The organism is Niallia sp. WK069_GA_01, from assembly GCF_983173855.1.
The window spans coordinates 631,652-649,440 of record NZ_OZ470138.1 but is presented as its reverse complement, the minus strand read 5'-3'; the positions used below and the strand labels follow the sequence as shown (position 1 = coordinate 649,440).

The 17,789-nt window shown below is 33.0% G+C and carries 15 protein-coding genes; all 15 read right to left on the bottom strand.

The window, feature by feature from the left end; translation table 11 throughout:
• Positions 1–34 precede the first annotated feature (34 nt).
• The 15 genes from AC5LWL_RS03160 to galU all read right to left on the bottom strand — a co-directional run bounded on the left by AC5LWL_RS03160 (position 35) and on the right by galU (position 17,495).
• The gene (locus tag AC5LWL_RS03160) at positions 35–1,153 is read right to left on the bottom strand and encodes a glycosyltransferase (RefSeq protein WP_493432970.1); all 1,119 of its coding nucleotides are present in this window, start codon (positions 1,151–1,153) and stop codon (positions 35–37) included.
• Between the two features lie 73 nt (positions 1,154–1,226).
• Complete coding sequence (locus AC5LWL_RS03155; protein WP_493432969.1) at positions 1,227–2,351, bottom strand: polysaccharide pyruvyl transferase family protein; 1,125 nt, start codon at positions 2,349–2,351, stop codon at positions 1,227–1,229.
• A 52-nt stretch (positions 2,352–2,403) separates the two neighbouring features.
• Complete coding sequence (locus tag AC5LWL_RS03150) at positions 2,404–3,825, bottom strand: oligosaccharide flippase family protein (protein WP_493432968.1); 1,422 nt, start codon at positions 3,823–3,825, stop codon at positions 2,404–2,406.
• 59 nt (positions 3,826–3,884) lie between these two features.
• Positions 3,885–4,967 (bottom strand): polysaccharide pyruvyl transferase family protein, encoded by a 1,083-nt coding sequence (locus AC5LWL_RS03145; RefSeq protein WP_493432967.1) that lies wholly within the window; start codon positions 4,965–4,967, stop codon positions 3,885–3,887.
• Positions 4,968–5,091: 124 nt separating this feature from the next.
• A complete protein-coding gene (locus AC5LWL_RS03140; protein ID WP_493432966.1) occupies positions 5,092–6,150 on the bottom strand; it encodes a glycosyltransferase in 1,059 nt (352 codons plus the stop codon).
• Between the two features lie 46 nt (positions 6,151–6,196).
• A complete protein-coding gene (locus AC5LWL_RS03135) occupies positions 6,197–7,291 on the bottom strand; it encodes a glycosyltransferase family 4 protein (RefSeq protein WP_493432965.1) in 1,095 nt (364 codons plus the stop codon).
• A gap of 70 nt (positions 7,292–7,361) precedes the next feature.
• Positions 7,362–8,357, bottom strand: coding sequence for a glycosyltransferase family 2 protein (locus tag AC5LWL_RS03130; RefSeq protein WP_493432964.1), 996 nt, complete (start codon positions 8,355–8,357; stop codon positions 7,362–7,364).
• 83 nt (positions 8,358–8,440) lie between these two features.
• Complete coding sequence (locus AC5LWL_RS03125) at positions 8,441–9,775, bottom strand: O-antigen ligase family protein (protein ID WP_493432963.1); 1,335 nt, start codon at positions 9,773–9,775, stop codon at positions 8,441–8,443.
• Positions 9,776–10,021: 246 nt separating this feature from the next.
• Entirely contained in the window at positions 10,022–11,407 is a 1,386-nt protein-coding gene (locus AC5LWL_RS03120; RefSeq protein ID WP_493432962.1) for a sugar phosphate nucleotidyltransferase, read from the bottom strand.
• Between the two features lie 49 nt (positions 11,408–11,456).
• Positions 11,457–12,749, bottom strand: coding sequence for a glycosyltransferase family 4 protein (locus tag AC5LWL_RS03115; RefSeq protein ID WP_493432961.1), 1,293 nt, complete (start codon positions 12,747–12,749; stop codon positions 11,457–11,459).
• A gap of 4 nt (positions 12,750–12,753) precedes the next feature.
• On the bottom strand, positions 12,754–13,851 hold the full coding sequence (locus AC5LWL_RS03110) for a glycosyltransferase (RefSeq protein ID WP_493432960.1): 1,098 nt from the start codon (positions 13,849–13,851) through the stop codon (positions 12,754–12,756).
• A 105-nt stretch (positions 13,852–13,956) separates the two neighbouring features.
• Entirely contained in the window at positions 13,957–14,934 is a 978-nt protein-coding gene (gene gmd / locus AC5LWL_RS03105; protein WP_493432959.1) for a GDP-mannose 4,6-dehydratase, read from the bottom strand.
• Positions 14,935–14,952: 18 nt separating this feature from the next.
• Entirely contained in the window at positions 14,953–15,894 is a 942-nt protein-coding gene (gene fcl / locus AC5LWL_RS03100) for a GDP-L-fucose synthase (RefSeq protein WP_493432958.1), read from the bottom strand.
• A gap of 21 nt (positions 15,895–15,915) precedes the next feature.
• On the bottom strand, positions 15,916–16,590 hold the full coding sequence (locus tag AC5LWL_RS03095) for a sugar transferase (protein ID WP_493432957.1): 675 nt from the start codon (positions 16,588–16,590) through the stop codon (positions 15,916–15,918).
• A gap of 8 nt (positions 16,591–16,598) precedes the next feature.
• Positions 16,599–17,495 (bottom strand): UTP--glucose-1-phosphate uridylyltransferase GalU, encoded by an 897-nt coding sequence (galU, locus tag AC5LWL_RS03090; protein WP_493432956.1) that lies wholly within the window; start codon positions 17,493–17,495, stop codon positions 16,599–16,601.
• Between the last annotated feature and the right edge of the window lie 294 nt (positions 17,496–17,789).

Here is a 17,789-nt window from a genome sequence, read left to right as displayed (position 1 = left end):
AACTTTATTGATGAAAAAGAATTCTCTGAGCTATTCATTTTTTATTTATTATCGCTAGTAAATCGTTCGCTATACGTACTGCTTGATTTTGTTGCGCTCCCCCTTTTTCTTTCGTCCTCTTACGATAAGCAGAGATTTTTCCTCTATCTAATTGAAGTGTCTGGAAGTCCTCCCATTGAATCGTTTCACATAAATGTTTATTTTGAAGCGCTTCAATCGTATTCCTGTCTTCTTTCATTGATTCTCGGTTTATAAGCAATAGCGGAACTTGCTTCACAACTGCTTCACTAACTGTCCCCCACCCCGCTTTTGTAATGACTAAGTCTGATGCCGCAATATAGTTCTGCGATTCTGTATAATCAGAGGGGATAGAGATAACATTTTGCTTCGCCACTTGGATATTTGACGATACAAGGAAAACACAATCAGGGCTGTCCCAAATAGGGAGATTTTCTAATAATCCTTGTTCCATTTTCATGCCTATTCCTAAAAAAACAATATGCTTCCTCTTACCATTTATGTAAGCATTTCTCTTCAAGTTTTCTATTTCCTTGCTATTTATCTCTCTTGCAAAAAATTCATAGACACTTTGTTTTCCCCAATTCCTTTCAGCGTTTCCACTTAGAGAAAAAAAGTAGGTCATATGTTCATAAGCACGTTTTAATGGAGATAATAAAGTTTCTTCTATTAAATTCTCATATGCTGTATACCAGGTAAAATTAGATAATCCGACAGAGGGAATATTCAAGTTTGCTGCAGCTTCAAAAGGCAATGGAGAAATATCGGAAATAACTAGATTAACGTTTTTAGTTGAGAGAAATTTATTCTCGATTTGTATTTTATCACCCCAATTTTCTACAAAAAGATTATATACTGCCAACAATTTATCTTTATCAGGGAAAATGGAATCTCTTTTTAGAATATAGCCAATATCTGTTTGAATTTCTCGATAAGAAACTCTCTTAGATGAAAGGGATTTTTTTATAAATGGTAATGCAAATGAATGACAAATAATGATTATCAGGTTCCTATCTGCAGCCAATAGTTTCCGAATAATAGCAATGCTCCTTGCAGCATGCCCATAGCCATAATCTGAAATATAATAGGCAATTGTTTTCATTGGTTCTCCTTTTCTATAAAGTAAAACTTCCATCCCCCACCTAGATTTCTTAAAATCTTAAGGAGGAGCTTTACTGCCCATTAAGAAGGGGATAAATTAACAATATTTATTTCGCTTCTAAATTTAATTGATCGTTTTCCTTATATTTATTTAAATCATTGATTAGTGGCAGAAAGGATTCTTTTAAGCCCATATATTTAACATTTTCTTTACTTGCTTTTTTTACTTTTTCAATTACTTCCATTACTTCGTTCACAATTTTTACGTCATTCGTATCTATGAATTTTATATAATGAATACTTTGTAACCAATCATTATAACTTGCTTCGATTTTATGGTTAGCATTTTTAAAAACAATACAAGGAGTCCCTGTTATAACACAAAATATCATGCCGTGCAGCCTATCAGTAAGTACTACATCGGCTTGTTTAAACTTACTCCATATTTTATTTAATTCAATATCTCGAGTATCACTAAAGATCATATTATTAACTACGGTATCACTTACCGTTACTTGTTGGTATTCATCTTTTAATTTTTTTAACAGTGCTGACTTAAAATCAGTATTCATCACCTTTTCTTGGTCACTTCTAAAACAAGTTAAGACACCCTTCCTTTTACTGTTAGTCCGCTTATCTAATGAAAGAACTATATCAGGTGTTAAAATAATTTGGTTTGAATCAAAATATTTTTTCATTAATAGATATGATTTCATTTCTCGAGCTATTAAAACAAGGTTCTGACAGTTTTTATATATTTTTTGTGTTTTTTTCAGTTCTTTTTTTCCGATATAATTGGAACTAAAACTAATCGTTTGAGGAAATGAGACAATTTTATTGTTCTTATATTTTTTTATTATATATCTTCTAATATACTCTTCGTTTAAATACATATCTCCCATATTTCCACCACCGTGGATAAAAATTATGTCCTCATCATTTAGAACTTTCTGAATATTTTTCGTTCCTTTAACTACATCGTTAAAAGATACCTCTAAATAGGTATAATCCTTAAAGTGATCTTTTATAAATTTCTTTTGAGCATATGCTATTGCTTGATCGCCTAAATTTCCGTGATTAGGAGTTTGCATGACGATCATCTTCTTTTTATTTTTTAAATCCTTATTGATAACAAATTCATTGGAATTAAGTATTAGTTGTTTGTACCTTCTTACGAAATTAAATTGTATGTCAAATAATAAATAAGATGATAATGATTGTTTATTCTCCATTGTCAAAACAACTCACTTTCTTCAATTAATAGAAATTCAACAGCTGTATTCATTACGAAGCCTTTTGTCTCTTTTTCCATTGTATTGACATTTTCCCTATTATTGGAGCTATCAACTTCTGATTAAACTTCAAGAAAGATACCAAGGATATTATCATTAATGAATAATTAAGGTATACATTATCCAAATAATAAAGGACGATTGATAATATAGATAGAGTAGCTAAGAGAAGAAACTGTGCTTTTTTTATTTTAATATGAAAGAAGCTTTTCGTTTGCTTAATCCTAATAATCCACATAATTATAAAAGATAGCATAGTAGAAATAGATGCTCCCTGAATGCCAATAAAAGGAATAAGCATAATATTCATTACAATATTAGCTAATGAACCAAAAATAGAACTATAAAATGCTCCTTTTGTTTTCTTTGCACTTAAAAAACCAGTACCGTAAAAAGACGAAAATGCATAGAATATTGCTCCAATATAAAGGAAGGGAACATATTTCCACGCATTGAAAAATTCTCTGTCTACTAAAAGAGTCATCATTGGCTTTGTAAATGCAATAAGCACAAGGAGTAGTGAAAATTGGAATACTAACAGGTTATTAAACATCTTGGAATAAAACTCATTGCGATCTTTCGAATTATACTCCGTTATTGATGTTTCCTGCCAGGAAAGGTAGAAAACACTATTAATAGCTAATAGTATGGAAGGAAATTTATTTGCAATTGCATATAAACCATTTGCATCTAGACCAACAAAATGAGTTAACAAAAATCGATCCGATACATTCATTATCCACCAGCTAATCGTATTGGGGATAAGAGGTAGAGAGTACATGATTAAACTCTTAGAAACATTTTTATCCAGCATGGAAAAATCAATATAGCGAAAAACCTTTAGTTTTACCTCAAGATACACAATACATAGACCATATGAAAGAATCATAGCAATCAATAACCCAGATACCTTTAAATCGAGCTTTGTAATAAAAAATACGGTAAATAAAACAATTAAAAAGGTGTTTAATATTCCAGCTATTGAAAAGACCATATTTTCTCTTAATCCACGTGCTATTTGTATATACACAGTAAAAAGAATAAAAACATTTATATACGCTATTATTAAATTCCCGCTCTGTATGTTTAAGTAAAATGTATTAGCAATAATATAGAATACATCAAACACAACTAAGTTTCTAACCGTAATAAGAAAGGTGGAGCTGATATTCTTTTTACGTTCTTCTAATTTATCTTCTTCTAATAAATTTCTATATAATCCATCGTATATTTGAAAACTTACTAATGGCAATATTAAACTTGCTGTAGTAATAACAAGGTCATAATATCCATACTCACTTGCATTAAGATATGCTGTATATAATGGCAGAATTAAAATCCCTAAAAATTTAGAAGAAAAATTGCCAATTGCAAATATTATTGTATTCTTTACAAGTGTTGCTTCTCTACTCATACTATCTCCTTCTTTATTATGATTTTATCTACCTATAATAGAGAGAATCTCCCATACATTCACAAGCTTAATTCTTTGTATTCACTTTTCAAATTCACATTGGTGTTTTGCATATATTGATCTATCTTGGCAAAGTGATTTGCTGCCTCTTCTTTCCTATTCGGGTTCATTACTTGATTGTCCCCTTCTATCCGCTTCATTATATTTGTGATGTCTAGTTGTTCTATATGATTAACGTGGGTATACTCTCCACTAAAGTTTTGATCCTTCAGCACATTGGCAGTTTTGTTGCTATAAATAATCGGATAATAGTTTATTCCTAGAATTTGAGCTAATATGAGTGAGTGAAATCGTAAAGTAATAATAAAATTCAAACTGTTTAATTTCTCCAGATATCCTTTGATATTGCCAGTATAGATAGCATGCCTAATTTTATGATTGAAGGGCTCCCCTAGCTGTTCAGTTATTTGAATAAAAGTCTCTTTATCATTCTGTTCTTCACAAAATGATAAATATTCTACTTCGTAATTTCTTTCTATTAATACTTTTGTTAATTCAACTGTTTTCTTCGTGAAGTGATCATTGATAACTTTATCAGAAAAATTCATTATGCAAATGCCTATTCTATTTTTCTGTTTTAGGCGACGCTTTATATTGCTTGTGTCTAAACCATAAACAATATCTGCACCATATCTTGCCTGTTTAATTTTTTTAAATAACTGGTAGCTCTCTTGATCCCTAAAGCAAATATCTGTAACAAAATGATTAATAAAAAGATGATTAAAGAAATACATGAATTTACTTTTTGATGGTCCATAATTGCAGCCGACAATAAATAATGGTTTTTTTCTTAGCTTCATTGGTATAGCATATACACATCGAATCAACAGCTGCTTCATCCACCATTTCCCATTCTGCATAAAGATAGAACCACCTATATTAATAACAGCATCAAAGTCTTTATATTTATGAATTTTTTTATTGAATATTTTCACATTATATTTTTCAAATGCTTTTAATTTTTCTTGTGAATTACAAATAATGAACCATTCAACATTTGAGGAATATCTGTCAAATAGTATTTCTAAAAATAGATCATCACCCAAATTTTTTTCTACATAGGCATCTATTAATATTTTCAATCATGTTCCCCCTATTTATTGGATTTATTTATCCCTGAAATGTAACCACTACCAATCCCTCTTTCCGCTTTTATCAAAGAATGCCCCAGAAAGAAAACAAGTGATTTCTATTCAAAAAATCGATTTAATTTATACCAAGTTTTGATATACTTCTTTTTGTTACTTGAACAAATAAATTTACAAAATAAAATAAGGTAATAGATCTTTTTAGTAAATTATATTTTAATAAAATATTTTTTTGCCGTTTGATAAAAAATTGAACATCATCTTTTGTCAACTGATTAACCTGATTTTTAATATTTATTTTTAAATATTTTTTAAATCTTCCTTTTATTAATTTTTTCGTTTGTTTATAAAGAATAGATGGATAGTTATCGATTTCCTTTCTATTTCTAATCAATTCTTGTATTTTCGTAAAATGATCAAAATAATATTTAGTACAGGCAATGGAACATAGCTCAGGACATTCTCTTTCTAGATAAGTCATCATCGTATCTAATGCTTCTAAATGATCCAAACTTTTGAGTGAAAATCCGTTGCCTATGATGCTGGTTGATCGTTGAAAATAGTAGTATACGACTTCATTTGTGGCGACTAGCCTTTTTGCCCGATGTAAAATTTTATATGTAATAAACTCATCTTCATGGATTTTCCCTATCGGAAATCTAACATCTTCATATAATGCCCTTTTATAGATTTTATTCCACACTACTTGCTGAAACATTTCATTCTTAAAGTGCGATAATAATGCATCTACATTATTTTTAACAGTAATCTCAAATGTACTGTTTTCTTTTTGTTTTTCCTTGCTCGATGATGTTCTTAAGTACTTACCCTCTGAAATATCTGCTCTATTTTCTTCTGCTAAGTTTACTAGCTTTTCATACATAGTTTGAGAAATCCAATCATCACTATCCACAAAAGATATATATTTACCTTTTGCCACATCCAATCCAACATTTCTTGCGTCTGACAATCCACCATTTTTTTTATGAATAACCCTAATTCTTGGATCAAGATTTGCATGTTCATCACAGATTCTTCCTGAATAGTCAGTAGACCCATCATCAACTATGATAATTTCTATGTTCTGTAGTGTTTGATTTCTAATGCTGTCTAAGCATCTTGGAAGATATTGCTCAACATTATAAACTGGGACAATCACACTTACATCGATAGACATCTTGATCACTCCTTTTCTTTTTTCCCAGAAATGAAAAACAACAAAATTAGAGGTCGTTAAATATTATCTCCATTTTATGAAGATGGCTGTCTAACGTATATTCATCTTTGTATATTTTTCTGCTTTTAATGGAATAGCCTTTCCTTGCTTCAGGGTCTTTCACTAATTTTCTTATTGCTTTCTTCAGTGTTTCTACCGTTGGTTCTTCCATGAGTATTCCATTTTCGTTGATCATATCCTCTATACAACCCACTTTTGTGGAGATAATCGGCAAGGCAGCAGCCATTCCTTCAATAATAGATAGAGGCTGCCCTTCTGTCTTGTATTGCGTTGGAAGCACCATGACATCTGAATCTAAGAGGAGCTGCTTCTTCTCCGTTCCAAAGACTGTCCCTACATAGATAATTTTATCTTTACAATTCTCTTTATTTACCAATTTTATTAATTGCTCATAACTCTTCTTTTCATGAATAGCACCAGCTAAAACTAAACGTATGGACAGACCTTCCTGAATCAATTCCGCGCAGCATTTAGCCAATATAAGAAACCCTTTACTTTCTATTAAATTACTCAAGTAGACAATTTGCACAAAATCTTTTTTACTCTTTATTTCTATCGCCTTTTCTATTTGTTCATTTAACAGAAATTCTTCCGATACTCCATTTTGCACAACTCTAATATCTTTTACAAAGCCTTGATAATTATGAGACAAGCTTTGTCCTAAAACAATGCCGATGTTAACTCTTTTAAATACACTCCTCACTATTTTCTTCCAAAAAGAAGACAGGTTATCAATGGTCAAACCTAAGCTGTTTCCATGCAAATGCGTGATTACCTTGACCTTTTTATAGTTCAATAAATGGATGATTACTAGATCCCTTAATAAGCCTAATTTTGTTTGCGAAATGGAGATATAGCCAATATCGGTTTTTAAAATAAAGACTCGCAGTATAATTTTTATGTCCTGCATCACTTTTCCTAATGAAAAGCCACCAGGTTTTTTTATAATTTTGCGATTTGTATTAATGGATTGAATAATAAATTCCTGATTTAATTTCTTCGATTCTGTTATAGACTGTATAGCAAGGCTTTCCCCATGTATCGGTGGTGGAAGCGGTCCAATTACTGTAATTTTTTTCATCTAGATATCCCCTTTTAATAAAATTCACGCAAGCCTATTAATCTCTGAATATTCCACCTCTAAGATATGACTAAAATATTTTAAGCTTAGAATTAACCACTTGCAGATGATCAAGTGTATTTCTTGGTAAAAAAGCCAGAAAAAAAAAGATAACCATTTGTTTATTGATGAGTTTATCTTTCAGTAGTTTTCTTCCTATTAAGTTCCAAGCGTTTTTTCTTTGGCCTTCATATATAAAGTCATATACTAAGCTAGTATCTAATAAATCAATAATTTCTTTTTTCTTTTCTATGGAAATAGTTGACTCTTCCAGATTTTTATTTACTACTTTCCTAGCAAAACGATGCATCTTCAAGCTTCTTCCACCACTTAAATTATTTTCTCCCGTAAATGTCTTTATTAATAAAGGTTCTTTACTATATTTCCCTTTAAACTTTTTAGCAATTCGAAGCCAATAATCATAATCCTCTGCCAAGGTCAACTCCTCATCAAAAAAACCAACAGAATGAAAAACCTCTCTTGTCATGATCATGGATGACGTTGCTATAAAGTTGCCTTTTAACAAAGGAATATAAATATCTCCTTCATAGAAGTGTTTTAATACAAATCGTTCTACTTTTTTATCAGTATATATGACTCTATTAATATACTGGCCATATACTATTCCTAGTGATTTGTCCTCCTGAAACAGTTCTAACTGTTTCTTCAACTTGCCTTCTATCCATATATCGTCTGAATCTAAAAAAGCAATATAATCTCCTGTAGCTAATCGGAGGCCGGCATTCCTTGCTGCTGATACTCCTTTATTTTCTTGATATTGGTAGATAATATGGATTTCTTTATCCGAATATTTTTCAATATATGGAACAATCACTTCTTGTGAGGAATCAACAGAACCATCATTAATGATAATGATTTCTAAACGTATTTGCTCTCTTTTTTGTGAGACAACACTTTCGATTGCATCCATAATGGTATTTTGACTATTGTATACTGGAATAATCACACTGATTTTCATATTTAACTCCTTTATTCTTCTTTTATAACCAATGCTTTCTCCTATCACTGTCAAGCAGCTCCTTACAATTCCAACCTTCTTTTGGTTTTCCGATAACAAGTGTTCAAATAGATGGATAAAATAAACGGAGCTTATAAGGCAGATGAAAAATGTTTATTTCTAATATTTAGATAATTATTTTTATTTTCGAACTTTTTCATGCTACCCTCCTCATTCCAATTCTTGCTATTTAGACATAGTATTAAATACATAGGGATAAAAGCAAAAGAGTCAAATTGGATTAGTGTCCATATTAACAGGATAGAAATAAATAGTTTATAACGATCATTTCGCAAGGTAATTAAAATACCTGTCATTAATAAGATAATTATTAAACCCATTATTCCCATTTCCGATAACAATCTCGTATACATATTATATTGTGCGATGACATTGCTGTGTTCACGCGCATTAATTAGTTCTGGGAATTTTTTGTAATCATGGTTGACCGTTGGCAGATTTTTTTTATAGTAGTCTACATAATTTCCAATCCCAACCCCAACTAACTTATTATCAAGAAAAGCATTGTATCCTATAGAAGAATACGTATTTCTAATTTGAAAAGACGGATCAGAGACTATTTCTTCTGGATTCTCCATTACTTTCATAAATCTTTGAACATGATAGCTATCCTTTGAACTTCCCGTGAAATTTATTACAACAACTAAAATTCCTACTAATGCAGGAACAAGAAAGAATAGCTTAAAAATATTTTTCACACGAAGATAGAGAATAAAGTAGACAATCAGCGCGAATGTTATATCCATGTAGTATCGAACAGACAATGTTAATAAAGACAGGATAAAGAATAGGATAACAATACCTTTAATACATCTATTGATAGGTTTAAACTTATTTAGGATAAATAAGGAAGGAATCATAATTAAATTAGTATGAATGGATGTAAAGGATGGTTCAGAAAATGTAAAATGAACCCTCCCTGTATTAATATAATCCGTTCTTGCTACAAAAAGTGAAGTTATATGTTCAATAAAACCCAATGGAGCAACATAAATATAGATGACTTGCAGCAGGCCGATAAATACTGGAATAGTATAGCCATATAACAGCATTTCAAGAGACTTTAGCCGTACTTCCAGTTGCGTTTTCATTATAAAATGTTTAATCGCCAGGTATATGATTACTCCAGCTAGAAAAGAAGTTACACTGTCGAATAAACCGTCTAAGCTATAGTTGTTAAATCCTATCATCACGGCGCTAATCACAAAGCTTAGCATAATAGTAAAGAAAATAAATAACTCCATTCTTTTCCATTCTAAACGAATAATTTCTGGTATCTTTATGGTAAAATACATCACTAAAAAAAGGAGGCTGACTGGTTTATATGCTGTTCCAAACATAAATGGAAAATTATCCAATGATAAAAAAAAGAAGGCAAGATACATTAAGTAATGAGGTTTCATCATTTTTCATTGTCCTTTTGCTGTTTATTTATTTTTATAGTGTATGTTCAACAACGAGGATAAAAAGGACCAAGAAGATCAAGGCGGCCTCGCTTCTGGCATCATCCTTCCACAGAATGTGGTGACTTCAACGTTGCTTACAAGACGTGAGAAGTGAAAGATAAGCCAACGATTCGACGTGTCCCTTTTTACCGTACATTTTGAACAACCTCTTATAGAAAAGCAGGAAACTCTCCTCCCTCTACACTTTTATATAATGACTTTTGCTTTTGATCGCTGAAAATGATCTATTACTTCTTCCCATTCAAAATAAAGACGATTAAAGTCCATCTCACTTATTCCAATTCCTGTCTGAACTTCTACAAACTCCAATTCTGATAATGCCCTTATTCCATGCTTCTTCTCTGCAGGCAGATGAATAATATCCCCTGTTTTTACTCTCGTAATGTGATCATCCAATGCTAATTCTCCTTCCCCACGAACAATTGTCCAAACTTCATCTCTTAATAGATGAAAGTGGTAGGAAGAATTTTTGCCTGCGTGAATGCAAATACGTTTCGCCACCATTTCTTGGCCGTCATCATATTTTGCATAATCAAGCACTCTTGACCATCCCCATAACCGTTCTTCATACATAGGAGGTCCTTCAAAACTACTGATTAATTCTTTTATTTTCGGACTGGATTCTTTGTCTGCCACTAAAATTCCATCCGGACTGGCAGCAACGATAATATCTTTTACCCCAAGCACTGTTACTGGGATATCCAATTCATTGACAAGATGTGTGTTAATTGAGTCCTTCGTTAAGATTCCTTTTCCCATTTGAGTCGTTGCCATTTCTTCTGTTAGCGTATTCCATGTTCCGAGATCCTTCCAATATCCATTATAAGGAAGGGCGACGATTCTTTCCGCCTTTTCGACTATTTCGTAATCAAAGCTAATTTTTGGAAGAAGCGAGTATTGTTGTGATAGTTTTTCAAATTTCAACGGCCATCCTTTTGAAACTAAAATATCCGTCAAATAGCTTAATTTAAAAGCAAAAACCCCACAGTTCCAAAGAGCATTCTGTTCGATTAGGAGTTCTGCTTTTTCTTCGCTTGGCTTTTCGGTAAAATGATTTACCTCATAATAATCACTAGAAATAATCTTGCCAGGCACTATATAGCCATACTTAGAAGAAGGATAAGTCGGATTCACGCCAATTAAAGCTAATTCTGCATCGGAACTTCGTAAAACTTGTTCTAATTCTTTTATCTTTTCGAAAAAGAGCGCATCTACATATGGATCGACAGGCAGGATAACTATTACTTCATCCTTCGATACATTTGCCTCAGACACTAAATAAGCAGCGGCTAATGCGATGGCAGGAAAGGTATCTCTTCTTTCTGGTTCGATAATTAACGGAATCTCTTGCCCGAGCTGGCTATAAATCATATCGCTCTGCATTTTCGATGTTGCGATAACAGAAGATTCGGCTAGGCCAGATGCTTCCAGCTGCCCCCATACACGTTGAACCATCGATGTTTTTTCTCCATTTTCACTTTCCAGTACCTTCAGAAATTGTTTCGAGCGTGTATCATTTGATAGAGGCCAAAGTCTTTTCCCTGACCCTCCTGACAAGAGAACTAGCTTCATATAATATATACCTCCCCAAAAAAACAGACCTTCTGCAGAAGACCTGTTTCTAATTTTTATGTTCTACTGGTATTTTGACTGAAGTCTCCTCCACATAAACGGATGTTTCAGTAGAAATATGCTGTAAGAGACGTTGATACTTTTCTATTGATATTTCTCTTTTTAAATATTGATCCAAATAGCTGCGACCATTTAATCCAAGTTGCTTTCTTTTATCTACATGTAAATCGTATACTTCTTTAATTGTTCGTATTAGCATCTTATAGTCTTGCGGCTCTACTACAATACCTGATGTGCTTTCGGTAATAATCCGCTGAGCTTCACTGCCTTTCTCCAACACGCCAATAATTGGTTTTCCTGCTGCTAATACTCCATATATCTTGCTGGGAACTGATACTCCTTTTATTCCTTTTTGGTTCACTACTAGATGAACATCTGCAGCGTTTAAAGAGTATTTGATATAATCTTTATGCTGAAAAGGCAAAAACATTGTATTTTCTATGTGATTATCTGTAATAAACTCCTGCATTTGCTTTTTCATGGCACCTTCACCAATAAAAACAAACACAAGGTCTTTATATGCTTGAAATTCTTTTGTTATTTTAATAATGTTTTCTAAATCATAATAAAGTCCAAGATTGCCTGAATACATCACAATAAATTTATTGTCTATATTGTATTGTTTTAGAAAATTTGCTACTTGTTCATTGCTCTTTTCTAATGGAATGATGTCCTTTTCATCTGTCCAGTTATTAATAACTGTATGCTCTGGTACTCTTTTGTTTTTGAATCTCGTTTTTAATGTCTCTCCCATATCATTTCCTACTAAAACGATATGGTCGGAATAGCGGCAATTTAATTTATCAATGGCTTTTGCTGCTTGAAATACCCATTTTTTATTTGTGTAGCTTACAGCTTCTGCCTGCTCTGGGTTAAAATCTTGAATATTATAAACATGCTTTGTACGTTTTAAAAACTTCCCAATTGTACCAATTAGTCCGCCTAAAACAGGAGGTGTAGAAATGGTATAAATAATATCCACCTTTTTTTCCTTCAGGAGTGCGAGGTTTGCATAAAAAAAGTAGGTAAAAATATATTTTATCCTACTCACTTTGGATGTTTTATTTACTTCGGGTAAAAGAATTCTCGTTATTTCCATATTTTCGAATTGTGATTTTTCCAAACGTTTCTTTTTATTTATATCGCTAGCCTTTTTTGGTTGTGCTGCGATGACAGAAACTTGAAAGTCATTTTGAAGTTCTTTGCAGAGCTCCGTCATCAGTTGTGCCGTTGAGTCAAAATCAGGATAAAAATAGTTAATGACAAACGTTATTTTCTTCATATTATCACCATGATTTTTGAATTATTTTAATATAGTCGAAATAGCTTGCTTCTTTTTTAGCAAAGGAATAAACGGGAGCTGTATTCTCTTCTTTTTCTGCTTTTTGCTCCAAAACAAAGTGTTCCAAACTTTGAACAATTGATTCAATGCTAAATGGATTAAAATAATAGGCGTCCTCTTTACAAATTTCTTTTGCATACTCTCTATCTGCAACGATGCGATCAATCCCACACTGCTCTGCTTCCAAAAGGGGCAGTCCCAATGTTTCAGCAAATGATGGAAAAATAAGTGCGTCCATTTTCTTATATAACGTATACATAGACTCAAAAGGAACCTTGTCTAAATAGGTAATATCCTTGCAATCATTCCCTTGTATCGTTAAATACAGCTTCACTTGATGCTGCTTATTTCTCTGGTTGTATCGTTTCACCGCAGCAAGCAAGCGCTCATTATTTTTGTATTTCTCCTTATTTGTTGGGTAGAATAGCTTAACTTGCTGCTTATTCTCTCCTATTTTTGCTTCAATGGATTGCGGAAGCGGATTGGAAAAATCGCTGAAATTGCTGCTAGATGGTCTATGTATGGTTATGGTCTTCTGGTAGCCCATTTTTCTAATCGCTTCTTGCATCCATTCAGTTTGCACAATAATTTCATTCATATTATTTAATTGTCTTGCTAAAATACTTCTTAGTAATATTTTATATTTCAGGAAATTCTTTTTTTCGATGTCTTTCATGCTAATTTGAATAAATGGAAGCGGTGTATGAATTAGGACAAATTGTTTCCATTCCCCTTTCTTTATTCCCGTATTTTGCAGGGAAAGATAGGCGTGGTAATTCTTTTCTTTCATTAATGCTGGAAGAACTTGATATTCATATGCAAATTTAGCATAAAAATTTCTCTTCGGCTTCGTATCGTAGATTACTTCTATTTGTTTAGTGGCATACGATAATAACTCCTTATTTGATACTAAAACCGTGATAAAAATATCCTCCCTTAATAATTGATCCTCATTTTCATTTAGATCCTTCAGGAAGCATTTTGTCAGTGACAATGCACCTCTTGCATCATTTGCTGTGGCATTGACTAATATTTTTCGCATTTATCTATTAATCTCTCCTAAATAGTATTTAGTACTGGATTGATCTGGTTTTGCATATAAAAAGGCTTGGTTTATCCAAATCTTCTAAACCAAGCCCCTCTTTATTTAAATTTCTACTAATTTATTTTTAGCATGCTTCTCTAAGTCTGCGTCTACCATCATATGAACCAAGTCGGTAAAGCTTACTTCTAATTCCCAGCCCAGCTTTTTCTTCGCTTTAGAGCAATCTCCTAAGAGTAAATCTACTTCTGCTGGTCGCACGAACCTTTCATCAATCACCACATAGTCCTTCCAATTTAGACCAACATATAAAAATGCTGTTTCAACTAGTTCTTCGACAGTATGCATTTCTCCAGTAGAGATAACATAATCATCGGGCTGATCTTGCTGAAGCATTAGCCACATCGCTTTAATATAATCCCCTGCAAATCCCCAATCCCGTTTTGCATCTAGATTGCCCATCCGCAATTCTGTTGCTAACCCTAACTTAATTTTGGCAACTGCATCTGTCACTTTACGTGTAACAAACTCAATGCCACGGCGAGGTGACTCATGGTTAAATAAAATTCCAGAACATGCAAACATATTAAAACTTTCACGGTAATTTACCGTAATCCAATGTCCATATACTTTTGCTACACCATAAGGACTTCTTGGATAGAATGGAGTTGTTTCTTTCTGCGGAGTTTCTTGCACTTTACCAAACATTTCAGAACTGGATGCTTGGTAAAAACGGGCATCTGGCTTCACAATTCGAACTGCTTCCAACATATTTGTTACGCCAATTGCCGTCATATTGCCAGTTGCAACTGGCTGTGCCCATGAAGTAGCAACAAAAGACTGCGCTGCTAAATTATATACTTCATCTGGTTGTGCAATTTGTACTGCTCCTATTAAAGAAACAATATCATTTAGATCTCCGTCGATCCATTCTAATTGATCTTTAATATTCTCTGCATTCTCATAATTTTGTGTACTTGTTCTTCTTCGCAGTGCAAAAACTTTATACCCTTTTTCTAAAAGAAACTCCGCTAAATAAGATCCATCTTGACCTGTTACCCCAGTTATTAATGCTCTTTTCATTTTATTCCTCCTCGTAATTTAGTTTATTTTTGTCAATTTATTATGTAGAAACCAATCGTATGCTTTTTGCAGTCCTTCTTCCAAAGGCGTTTTTGCTTTCCATCCTAAGGCATTGATTTTTGTCACATCAACCAATTTTCTTGGCGTTCCATCTGGCTTTGACGTATCAAACTTAATTTCTCCTGTAAAACCAACTACCTGACTTATTAGTTTTGCAAGTTCTTTAATCGGAAGGTCCTCTCCTACTCCAACATTGACAATTTCATTTCCTTCATAATGATCCATTAAGAAAATACACGCTTCGGCTAAATCATCGGAATAAAGAAATTCTCGTTTAGGAGTTCCTGTACCCCAAACTTCCACATATTCAGCGTTTGATTCTTTCGCTTCATGAAATTTTCTTATAAGCGCTGGCAATACATGAGACGTTTGGAGATCAAAATTATCATTTTCTCCATACATATTTGTTGGCATAGCTGAAATAAACCTAGTACCATATTGTCTGTTATACGATTCACACATTTTGATTCCAGCAATTTTTGCAATAGCATAAGGTTCATTCGTTTCTTCTAATGGTCCTGTTAACAAATATTCTTCTTTTAATGGCTGTGCTGCTAATTTGGGATAAATGCATGTGCTTCCCAGAAAAAGCAGCTTTTCCACTCCAAATCGGTGAGCAGCATCAATAACATTTGTTTGAATCATCATATTGTCACGAATAAAATCTGCACGATATTCATTGTTAGCAACAATGCCACCTACTTTGGCAGCTGCTAGAAAAACATACTTAATCTGTTCTTGTGAAAAAAAATCATTTACCTGAAATGAATCTCTTAAGTCTAATTCACTACTATTTTTAAAAACTAGATTAGCGAACCCTTCTTTTTCTAATTTTCTGAAAATAGCAGAACCAACTAAGCCTTTATGACCGGCAACGTAAATCTTTGCATCCTTCTCCATCAGTGCTCTATTTCCCCCTTTCTAAAATGCATGTTTAGACCCAAATAGAACAAATACTGTTTTTACAATTATTTGGATATCCATTGAAATATTTCTATTCACCATATATTCTAAATCTAATTCGACCATTTCTTGAAAACCGATACTATTTCTTCCGCTAATCTGCCATAACCCTGTACATCCTGGAGTAACAAGTAATCTTTGTTTATCGTATTCTGTATATTCCTTTACTTCCCGAGGCAAAGGTGGTCTAGGACCGACCAAGCTCATATCCCCTTTTAGAACATTCCATAATTGAGGAAGCTCATCAATGCTTGTTTTCCTAATAAATTTCCCAACATTTGTGACTCGCGGATCCTCTTTCATTTTGAACATAGCCCCGCTTATTTCATTTTTTTCTAATAAGTCTTTCAAAAGTTCTTCGGCGTTATAAACCATGGATCGGAATTTATACATATTAAACTCTTTTCCGTCTTTTCCAATCCTCGTTTGCTTGAAAAAGATTTTTCCTTTTGGATCTTCTATTTTTATAAGAAGAGAGACAATGAGAAAAATAAGTCCTAAGCAAATGATTCCCATAAGGGCGAAGCATATATCCAGCAGTCTTTTTTGATACAAATAACCTTTTTTTTCATTAACAAAAATGTGACTTTTTTGATTTACATATAAATATTCATCTTTACTTAAATTAGACATGTAAGCACCTACCCATTATTCACATGATCAACTAGATTTGTAGATAGCAACTCCTGTAAATAACGCAGCATTTCTGCTTTTAAATCTTCATGTTGTAGTGCAAATTCTACAGTCGTTTTGACAAAGCCTAATTTCTCCCCAACATCAAACCGATTTCCTTCAAAATCATAAGCAAATACTCTTTGTATTTTATTTAATTGTTGAATGGCATCTGTCAATTGGATTTCCCCACCTGCGCCTTTTTCTTGAGTTCCTAAAAACTTAAAAATCTCAGGTGTTAAAACATATCGTCCCATAATCGCTAAATTGGAGGGTGCAGTTCCCAGCTTTGGTTTTTCTACTAAATTAGATACTTGATAAAGTCTTCCTTCTGCAGCTTCTGGATCTACAATTCCATAACGATCCGTTTCATTCTCTTTTACTTTTTGCACTCCAATCACAGAAGAAAGTGTTTCGTCATATTGGTCTATTAACTGTTTTAAACAGGGTGTATCACTTTGGACAATATCGTCTCCTAGGAGGACAGCGAATGGTTCATCGCCAATAAAGTTTTTTGCACACCAAACTGCGTGTCCTAATCCTTTGGGCTCTTTCTGACGAATATAATGAATATCAGCTAAATTAGTAGAATACTTAACTTTTTCCAATAAATCATACTTCTCTTTTTCTAGTAGATTATGTTCTAGTTCATGAGCGTAATCAAAGTGATCTTCAATGGCTCTTTTTCCTTTTCCTGTTACTATAATAATGTCTTCGATTCCCGACGCAATTGCCTCTTCCACAATGTATTGAATGGTAGGTTTATCTACTATAGGCAGCATTTCTTTCGGCATTGCTTTTGTGGCTGGTAAAAATCTTGTTCCGAGTCCGGCAGCAGGAATGATTGCTTTTTTCACCTTTTTCAATGTTCGTCCTCCTTGTTACGAATTTTTAAACCACAGAGCTTCCCCACCTGTATTAGGGGTGGTTTGCCTTATGCCTTGATATATATTTTCACAATGCTAATAGGGCATTGAACCCCTCCTCACATCATGCTATTGACGACTAGCGTCTAAGGCGTTCTTATATCCCACAGCATGGCCGAGTGCCTCAAATGATAACGGGTTAGACGACATTCCCATTTTTATACAGTTTATTGTTTAAATACTAAAAACCAACTATATACATTTTATTAATAACAATATATTCTTTATTAAGAA

What these genes read in the sequence shown, in the direction of transcription:
- AC5LWL_RS03160 (WP_493432970.1), bottom strand. Translation starts at nt 1,153, where the DNA reads ATGGAAGTTTTACTTTATAGAAAAGGAGAACCAATGAAAACAATTGCC.
- AC5LWL_RS03155 (WP_493432969.1), bottom strand. Translation starts at nt 2,351, where the DNA reads ATGGAGAATAAACAATCATTATCATCTTATTTATTATTTGACATACAA.
- AC5LWL_RS03150 (WP_493432968.1), bottom strand. Translation starts at nt 3,825, where the DNA reads ATGAGTAGAGAAGCAACACTTGTAAAGAATACAATAATATTTGCAATT.
- AC5LWL_RS03140 (WP_493432966.1), bottom strand. Translation starts at nt 6,150, where the DNA reads ATGTCTATCGATGTAAGTGTGATTGTCCCAGTTTATAATGTTGAGCAA.
- AC5LWL_RS03135 (WP_493432965.1), bottom strand. Translation starts at nt 7,291, where the DNA reads ATGAAAAAAATTACAGTAATTGGACCGCTTCCACCACCGATACATGGG.
- AC5LWL_RS03125 (WP_493432963.1), bottom strand. Translation starts at nt 9,775, where the DNA reads ATGATGAAACCTCATTACTTAATGTATCTTGCCTTCTTTTTTTTATCA.
- AC5LWL_RS03120 (WP_493432962.1), bottom strand. Translation starts at nt 11,407, where the DNA reads ATGAAGCTAGTTCTCTTGTCAGGAGGGTCAGGGAAAAGACTTTGGCCT.
- AC5LWL_RS03115 (WP_493432961.1), bottom strand. Translation starts at nt 12,749, where the DNA reads ATGAAGAAAATAACGTTTGTCATTAACTATTTTTATCCTGATTTTGAC.
- AC5LWL_RS03110 (WP_493432960.1), bottom strand. Translation starts at nt 13,851, where the DNA reads ATGCGAAAAATATTAGTCAATGCCACAGCAAATGATGCAAGAGGTGCA.
- gmd (WP_493432959.1), bottom strand. Translation starts at nt 14,934, where the DNA reads ATGAAAAGAGCATTAATAACTGGGGTAACAGGTCAAGATGGATCTTAT.
- fcl (WP_493432958.1), bottom strand. Translation starts at nt 15,894, where the DNA reads ATGGAGAAGGATGCAAAGATTTACGTTGCCGGTCATAAAGGCTTAGTT.
- AC5LWL_RS03095 (WP_493432957.1), bottom strand. Translation starts at nt 16,590, where the DNA reads ATGTCTAATTTAAGTAAAGATGAATATTTATATGTAAATCAAAAAAGT.